Genomic DNA, 7372 nt, shown 5'->3' with positions numbered 1-7372 from the left:
GCAGAGGCGCCCGGTATCCAGGGAAAACGGATGGCTCAGCCGGAAAATTAGACCCCGCCATACCACCTGTGCCGCGGCGTTCGCGTCATCGAGGCGGGTTCGCCACGGTGGCTACTGAAACATTTTCTTTCATTTTCACCGTAGGGTTTTCGATTCTCATTCGTCCTAACCATAAACAGCGCGCGTTCGTTGCGATCGGTCGCGCTTCTTCCTGTCCGATGGATTACCCTCACCCATGGCAAAGCAATCGAAATCCAGGCTGTGGTTCCTGGTTCACAGCTGGCTGGCACTGCCGATCTGGTTCTTCGTGCTGATCGTCTGTTTCACCGGTACCCTCGCGGTGGTGAGCCAGGAGCTGGTGTGGCTGGCCAACCCTGACGTGCGTGCCAGCAAGCCCGCCGAAGACGCGGAACGCCTGAGCTACCAGCAGGTGCTCGACGCGCTGCACAAGGCCGAGCCGGACATGGCCGTGCGCACCCTGGCCCAGCCAGACGGCTCGCACTTCGCCCTGCTGGCCAGCGTCACCTACCCGGACGGCACCGCCCCCACCCTGTACGTGAACCCCTACACCGGGGCGATCCAGGGCAAGAGCCCGGACTTCAACTTCGAGGCCTTTACCCGGGCCCTGCATGGCTGGTGGCTGGTGCCGTTCACCAACGGCTACAGCTGGGGCTGGTACCTGGTATCGCTGCTCGGCCTACCGATGCTCGCCTCGCTGGTGACGGGCCTGGTGGTGTACAAGAAGTTCTGGCGGGGCTTTTTCAAATGGCCGCGGCGTGGCCATGGCCCGCGCATCTTCTGGGGCGACCTGCACCGCCTGGCCGGGGTCTGGTCGATCGGGTTCGTCGCGGTGATCTCCATCACCGGTACCTGGTTCCTGATCCAGGCGATCCTCGCCGACAACCACGTCACCCTCTCCACCGAGCCGATCGTCCCGGTCATCGCCCGCGAGCAGGTGCCCCAAGGTGTCGACGGCGGCCCGCCGCCGCGCATCGACCTGGACGAAGCGGCCCGGATCGCCACCGCCGCGATTCCGGGGCTGGAGATCAGCTTCATCTCCCTGCCCGGCACCGCCTACAGCCATGTGCGCATGGGCGGGCGCGGTAGCTACCCGCTGATGTTCCAGACCGCTGAGGTCAACCCCTACACCCGCACCGTCGACAGCCAGTTCAGGCTCGCCGACCGCACACCCCTGGAGTTCGTCACCGAATCCATGCGCCCCTTGCACACCGGTGACTTCGGCGGACTGGCAATCAAGCTGGTCTGGGCCTTCTTCGGTTCGCTGCTGACCCTGATGGTGCTCAGCGGCCTGCTGATCTGGAGCAAGCGTACCGCCCAGGCCACCGCCGCCGCCCTCAAGCGCAGCGAGCGCCAGTCACGCCAGCCCCGCTCCGACGTCGTCGTGGAGGCCCAGGCATGAGTTCGCCCAGCCCCCTGAAGCAGTTCTGGCAGAAGTGGCGCTTTCACCTGAACATCCTGTTGGTGTTGATCCCCCTGGGCTTCATGCCCCGGTACTTCAGCGAAACGCGGCTGTTTCGCGGTGACAGCGGCCTGGGCGCCCATGCGATCGAGGCTATCGCCGTGGGCCCCTACAGCATCGACCTGGCCGAGATGCGCGACGAGGCCCCGCGTGCCGATGGCCCGGCTGGGCACTTCAAGCAGTTCAACGCTGCCTTGTGCAAGGCCTGCATCGGCGAGGTCAAGGCCATCTACCTGCGTATCGGCAAGCCGCGCAGCCTGCGCACGGCAGGCACGATTTTCTTCGGCACACCGTACCGCATGGGTACGTCGCTGCCGGTCCCGCCCCGCACCCGCCCCGACGCCGACCTCTGGATCACCCTCGAAGGCTGGGACGGCAGCATGCACCAGGCATCGGTCCCGCTGACCAAGGCTTCGCCAGCCACCGTGGCCTGGCTCAAGAAACAAGGAGGCAAGCAATGACCCCCCTGATGCGCAGGCTCGCCCTGCCCCTGTTGGCCCTTGCCACCGCGCCGGCACTGGCCCACAACCCGATGTGCGAATGTACCGAAACCGGCGAGCAGATCACCTGCAAGGGCGGTTTCTCCGATGGCAGCGGCGCGCCTGGAGTGACCCTGGACGTGATCGGCTATGACGAGCAGGTGCTGGTCGGCGGCAAGCTCGGCGAGGACTCGACCCTGACCTTCAAACGCCCCGACGGCGAGTTCTACGTACTGTTCGACGCAGGCCCCGGCCATGTGGTGGAAGTCGACCATGCCGACATAGGCGCGCCATGAGCCGCATCCAGGTGGTGCGCCCGGCCGGCGCCGGGCACGAAACCCTTTATGTGCTGCTGGTCGCGCTGCTGATCGTCGCCATTGCCGCCACCGTGGTGGCGCTGCGTGGCGAGCGCAAGGACGAGACGGTCATCGCCCGCCACCAGGTCGATGCCCGCCGCGACCTCAGTGCCGCCGAGCAAGGCATCTATACCGACCTCTGGGTGGCCTTCGACGAGATCCAGCTGCTGCGCGAGGAAAATGACCAGGCCCCGACAGTGGCCATCCTGGCCGAGGAAGGCCTGCCGCCCTTCGCCAACGACGCCAGCAGCGCAAGCCGAGGCCGCCATCAATGGCAATGGCTGCCAAACGGCGCCTACCTGGGCCGCAGCCAGGACACCCAGGTCGCCGGCAGTTTCCTGCTGATCCTGCCCCCCGGCGGCGCGCAGCCGGCCGATGTCTGGCTGCGCCGCGACCGCAGCACCCTGTTGCCGGACGACCTGGGCCAGGCTGCGCTGATCGCCGCAGGCTGGCAGCAGGTGGTCAGCCATTACGACGCCGGGGTCACCCGCCAACACCGCCACTGAACCCAAGGACTCCCCATGCTCCGCTCCACCCTCGCTCTGCTCCTGGCCTGCGCCCTGCCCGTCCTGGCCCTGGCCGATAACGGCAAGCCCCTGCGCATCGGCATCACCCTGCACCCCTACTACAGCTACGTGAGCAACATCGTGGGCGACAAGGCCGAGGTGGTGCCGCTGATCCCGGCCGGCTTCAACCCCCACGCCTATGAGCCCCGCGCCGAGGACATCAAGCGCATCGGCACCCTGGACGTGGTCGTGCTCAACGGCATAGGCCATGACGACTTCGCCGACCGCATGATCGCCGCCAGCGAAAAGCCCGACATCGCCACCATCGAGGCCAACGCCAACGTGCCGTTACTGGCAGCCACCGGCATCGCCGCCCGAGGCGCCGGCAAAGTGGTCAACCCGCACACCTTCCTGTCGATCAGCGCCACCATCGCCCAGGTCAACAACATCGCCCGCGAACTGGGCACGCTCGACCCGGACAACGCGGCGTTCTACCGCAGCAACGCACGGACCTACGCCAAGCGCCTGCGCACGCTACGGGCCGAGGCGCTGGCCAAGGTCACCCAGGCGCCGCAGGCGTCCTTGCGCGTGGCCACCATCCACGCCGCCTATGACTACCTGGTGCGCGATTTCGGCCTGGAAGTGACCGCCGTGGTCGAGCCGGCCCACGGCATCGAGCCGAGCCCGGCCCAGTTGAAGAAGACCATCGACCAGCTCAAGGCCCTGGACGTGCAGGTGATCTTCTCGGAGATGGACTTCCCGTCCGCCTACGTCCAGACCATCGAGCGCGAGTCGGGTGTGCGCATCTACCCGCTGACTCATATTTCCTACGGCGAGTACACCCAGGGCAAGTACGAAGTGGAGATGAAGCGCAACCTCGACACCGTGGTGCGCGCCATCCAGGAGACCCGCACGTGACCGCCGCCAACCTCAATGCCGCCTGCGGGCCGCGCATCGACTTCGAGGCCATCGACCTGACCCTGGGGCGCACGCGCATCCTCGAACAGGTCTGTTTCAGCGTGGCCCCCGGCAGCGTGCACGCCATCGTCGGCCCCAACGGCGGCGGCAAGAGTTCGCTGGTCAAGACCCTGCTCGGGCAGATGCCCCACCAGGGCCGGCTCACCTTGCACTGGCCAGGGCCACGCGAGGTGATCGGCTACGTGCCCCAGGCCCTGGAGTTCGACCGGGGCCTGCCAATGACCGTGGACGACTTCATGGCTGCCCTGTGCCAGCAGCGCCCGGCCTTCCTCGGCCTGGCTCGCCACGCCCGGCCCGCCATCGACGCGGCCCTGGCACGGGTCGGCATGCTCGACAAACGCAAACGGCGCATGGGCGCGCTGTCCGGTGGCGAACGCCAGCGTGTGCTACTGGCCCAGGGCCTGATTCCCGACCCACAACTGTTGGTGCTCGACGAGCCCATGGCGGCCCTCGACGAAGCAGGTATCCAGGTGTTCGAGCAGCTGCTGCAGGCCTGGCGCCAGGCCGGTACCACGGTGCTGTGGATCGAGCACGACCTGGAGGCAGTGCTGCGCCTGGCCGACCGGGTCACCGGCCTGAGCCGCCAGGTACTGTTCGACGCCCCGCCTGCCCAGGCCTTGACCCCGCAGCGCCTGCTGGGCCTGTTTTCCGTCCACCCTCGCAGCGAGTGCCTGGCCTGATGAGCGATGAAACCTTCCGTCAACTGATCCAGGGCTGGGCCACGGCGGGCTATCTGCCAGAGGCGCTGGCCTACGGCTTCGTGATCAACGCCCTGCTCGCAGGCCTGATGATCGGCCCCGTGCTGGGCGGCCTGGGGACCCTGGTGGTGGTCAAGCGCTTTGCCTTCTTCTCCGAGGCGGTCGGCCATGCCGCGCTGACCGGCGTGGCCATCGGCATCCTGCTCGGCGAGCCCTATACCGGGCCCTATGGCAGCCTGTTCGGTTATTGCCTGCTGTTCGGCCTGCTGCTCAATTTCCTGCGCAACCGCACCGGGTTGTCGCCGGACACCTTGATCGGCGTGTTCCTCTCGGTGTCCCTGGCCCTGGGCGCGAGCCTGCTGCTGATGTTGGCCGGCAAGATCAACGTGCATATCCTGGAGAACGTGCTGTTCGGCTCGGTACTGACAGTCAGCGCCCAGGACCTGGTGGTGCTGGGCATCGTCGCGATGCTGGTCCTGGCGCTGGCCTTGCCGCTGTACAACCGCATCATGCTGGCCAGCTTCAACCCGCAGCTGGCGGCGGTGCGCGGGGTGGCGGTGAAGACCCTGGACTACCTGTTCGTGGTGCTGGTGACCTTGGTCACCGTGGCCTCGGTGAAGGTGATCGGGGCAATCCTGGTGGGCGCCCTGCTGGTCATCCCGGCGGCGGCGGCACGCCTGGTCAGCCAGTCGCTCAAGGGCTTTTTCTTCATGTCGCTGGCCATCGCCACCCTCAGCGCCGTGCTGGGCATCCTGCTACCCATCGTCTTCGACCTGCCCGTGCCTTCGGGCGCGGCGATCATCCTGGTCGCGGGCGCCTGCTTCGCCCTCGCGGCCCTGGCCCGCACCCTCGTTCCCCGCCTGCAAGGAAACCCGGCATGACCTTGAACCTCAAGCACCTGACCCTGGCCCTCGCCCTCGCTGGCCTGCCCAACTTCGCCCACGCCGCCGGCAGCGAAGTGCTGACCACCTTGCCGGTGACTCACAGCCTGGCTGGCGCCTTGCTCGAGGGTACCTCGGTGCAGCTCAAGCGCGCCGCCCCGGCCAACCTGCCGGCCACGCGTCAGCCGTCGTACTTCGGCGGGCGCGGCGGGGCCAGCCTGCACAAGGCCGCGCAGCAGGCCGACGCGGTGATCGGCCTGCGCTCGATCTGGCGCGACGACCCGCTCTACCCCATGGCCCGGCGTAGCAATATCCGTATCGTCGAGATCGATGCCGCACGCCCGGTGGACGGTGCCCTGCCGGGCATCGCGGTCAAGGGTGACGACGCCTTTGCCAGCTACCCCTGGCTCAACCCGACCAACCTGGGGCGCATGGCTGATGTGCTGGCCAATGACCTGGAGCGCCTGTCGCCCGGCGACAAGGACAAGATCCAGGCCAACCTCGCCGGCCTCAAGCGCCAACTGCTGGCCCTGGCCGCCGAATCGCAGGCACGCCTGGCCGAGGTCGACAACCTCAGCGTGGTCTGCCTCTCCGAACGGCTGGGGTACCTCGCCAGTGGGCTCAATCTGGACGTGGTGGAACAGCCGCTGCCCGCCGGGGACCAATGGGACGCAGCCACACTGCAAGCGCTGACCGACAACCTCAAGGCCCAGGACGTCGCGCTGGTGCTGCATCATCGCCAGCCGGAGCCGACGGTGGCCGCGGCGGTCGCGGCCGGTGGCGCCCGGCTAGTGGTGATCGACAGCGAGCCGGAAGATGCCATTGGTGGTTTGAAGGCCAGTGTCGGACGGGTGGTGAACGCACTTGTTCAGGGTTGAGGCTCACGCCTTCCTGACCATACCTGCCGACACGAACCCTTCAAATCGACTGAGCGCAAAAGTCACCGCGACCCAAGAGTCGGCATTATTGTTAAGAAGATCATTGGCTGTGAGCGCACGACCGTCGAGCTTTTCTAGAGGCTTGTCTTTCCCGGCTTATTGCAGCTTTTCGCTCGGTTTAAGAACCCTCACGTTTCAAAGGCACACCCTCAACTTATCAGCCAGCCACGTTGGCTCTCGCTCGAACCTGACGTCACCAGAATAGATATCTTTCAAGTCATGGCGATCGGGATGACTTGCACCCTTTAACCTCACCACAATCATGCCGCTGCTGGCCTTGCTGATCTCCTTTACTTTCAGTTGTGTATAAGGGGTAACTAAGATGTGATCGGCCAAGATAGAGGTGGGTGCCAACTTTTTAGGCACGGTTTCATCCAGCAGCAGTGCTACCTGATCACCCCCCTCGCCCCCCAGCCTCGCGGACCAATCCTGCCACCCAATCGTATTGCGAAGCAATTTGGATGCCGACATATACCCCGGGTCGACCACAACGTCATTTTCTTTTATCGTACCCCCATATACACCCGTCGGGACTTTCAGCATTCTGTAGGCGACACCCTCATAGTCCTCAAGTACTGAACTATCATTTTTAAGGTCCTGAACAAGATTCGGATACGTTTGACGAAACTGTTCCTCATCTCCTTCTGACAATGTTCCACGCAAATGCCCATTGAGCAACCGGTATGCATCATTCCCTCCCTCTGCATAAATCATCAGCGCAGGCAAGTCATTAATTTTAGAAGCCAACCACTTCAACACCTCCTCATCTCGTTGGCGTGTGGCCTCGTCAATCCCCTTGTGCCGATTATCATTGACCGCTTGCTCATAGTTTTGAAATTCTTGGACAAGCGGTGATGGGCCCCTTTCGTTCAAGAAACGCATGACCTTTTCTAACATTCGGCCATCTCTATCGATGGCCGAAGTTGGGTTATTCCCTACCATCCAGAACAGATTCAACCCGTCCACCGTACCGGCCGGATCCGCGCTCAACCAGCGCCCCGCCCAAGGCTGGTAATAGCGATAGCCGTAGTAGTACAGGCCTGTGGCATCTCGCTC

8 protein-coding genes and 1 pseudogene are annotated in these 7372 nt (G+C 64.9%); 8 read left to right on the top strand and 1 reads right to left on the bottom strand.

Annotated elements, in window-relative coordinates:
• Positions 1-235 precede the first annotated feature (235 nt).
• The 8 genes from ACNFCI_RS19055 to ACNFCI_RS19020 are packed head-to-tail and all read left to right on the top strand — an operon-like array spanning position 236 to position 6256.
• Entirely contained in the window at positions 236-1420 is a 1185-nt protein-coding gene (locus ACNFCI_RS19055; RefSeq protein ID WP_324818427.1) for a PepSY-associated TM helix domain-containing protein, read from the top strand.
• Entirely contained in the window at positions 1417-1941 is a 525-nt protein-coding gene (locus tag ACNFCI_RS19050; RefSeq protein ID WP_416768110.1) for a thiamine pyrophosphate-binding protein, read from the top strand. Before ACNFCI_RS19055 ends, ACNFCI_RS19050 begins: the two co-directional genes overlap by 4 nt.
• On the top strand, positions 1938-2255 hold the full coding sequence (locus ACNFCI_RS19045; RefSeq protein ID WP_084857450.1) for a hypothetical protein: 318 nt from the start codon (positions 1938-1940) through the stop codon (positions 2253-2255). The genes ACNFCI_RS19050 and ACNFCI_RS19045 overlap by 4 nt, the downstream gene beginning before the upstream one ends.
• The gene (locus ACNFCI_RS19040) at positions 2252-2821 is read left to right on the top strand and encodes a DUF6162 family protein (protein ID WP_368830314.1); all 570 of its coding nucleotides are present in this window, start codon (positions 2252-2254) and stop codon (positions 2819-2821) included. The genes ACNFCI_RS19045 and ACNFCI_RS19040 overlap by 4 nt, the downstream gene beginning before the upstream one ends.
• Positions 2822-2836: 15 nt before the next feature.
• Positions 2837-3739, top strand: coding sequence for a metal ABC transporter substrate-binding protein (locus tag ACNFCI_RS19035; protein ID WP_368830315.1), 903 nt, complete (start codon positions 2837-2839; stop codon positions 3737-3739).
• On the top strand, positions 3736-4479 hold the full coding sequence (locus tag ACNFCI_RS19030; RefSeq protein WP_084857444.1) for a metal ABC transporter ATP-binding protein: 744 nt from the start codon (positions 3736-3738) through the stop codon (positions 4477-4479). Before ACNFCI_RS19035 ends, ACNFCI_RS19030 begins: the two co-directional genes overlap by 4 nt.
• Positions 4479-5378 carry a metal ABC transporter permease gene (locus ACNFCI_RS19025; RefSeq protein WP_084857442.1) on the top strand — a complete coding sequence of 300 codons (900 nt, stop codon included), beginning with the start codon at positions 4479-4481 and terminating at the stop codon, positions 5376-5378. Before ACNFCI_RS19030 ends, ACNFCI_RS19025 begins: the two co-directional genes overlap by 1 nt.
• A 2-nt stretch (positions 5379-5380) precedes the next feature.
• On the top strand, positions 5381-6256 hold the full coding sequence (locus tag ACNFCI_RS19020; RefSeq protein ID WP_368830316.1) for a metal ABC transporter solute-binding protein, Zn/Mn family: 876 nt from the start codon (positions 5381-5383) through the stop codon (positions 6254-6256).
• A gap of 977 nt (positions 6257-7233) precedes the next feature.
• Here the strand turns inward: ACNFCI_RS19020 and ACNFCI_RS19015 are convergent.
• Positions 7234-7372 (bottom strand): annotated as a pseudogene (locus ACNFCI_RS19015) (RHS repeat-associated core domain-containing protein); the annotation flags it as partial.

The sequence above is a fragment of the Pseudomonas sp. NY15356 genome, from assembly GCF_048068175.1.
Lineage (GTDB): Bacteria > Pseudomonadota > Gammaproteobacteria > Pseudomonadales > Pseudomonadaceae > Aquipseudomonas > Aquipseudomonas putida_K.
Note: the sequence above shows the minus strand (reverse complement) of the source record. Positions and strands in the feature narration are given on the sequence as shown.

What these genes read in the sequence shown, in the direction of transcription:
- ACNFCI_RS19055 (WP_324818427.1), top strand. Translation starts at nt 236, where the DNA reads ATGGCAAAGCAATCGAAATCCAGGCTGTGGTTCCTGGTTCACAGCTGG.
- ACNFCI_RS19050 (WP_416768110.1), top strand. Translation starts at nt 1,417, where the DNA reads ATGAGTTCGCCCAGCCCCCTGAAGCAGTTCTGGCAGAAGTGGCGCTTT.
- ACNFCI_RS19045 (WP_084857450.1), top strand. Translation starts at nt 1,938, where the DNA reads ATGACCCCCCTGATGCGCAGGCTCGCCCTGCCCCTGTTGGCCCTTGCC.
- ACNFCI_RS19040 (WP_368830314.1), top strand. Translation starts at nt 2,252, where the DNA reads ATGAGCCGCATCCAGGTGGTGCGCCCGGCCGGCGCCGGGCACGAAACC.
- ACNFCI_RS19035 (WP_368830315.1), top strand. Translation starts at nt 2,837, where the DNA reads ATGCTCCGCTCCACCCTCGCTCTGCTCCTGGCCTGCGCCCTGCCCGTC.
- ACNFCI_RS19025 (WP_084857442.1), top strand. Translation starts at nt 4,479, where the DNA reads ATGAGCGATGAAACCTTCCGTCAACTGATCCAGGGCTGGGCCACGGCG.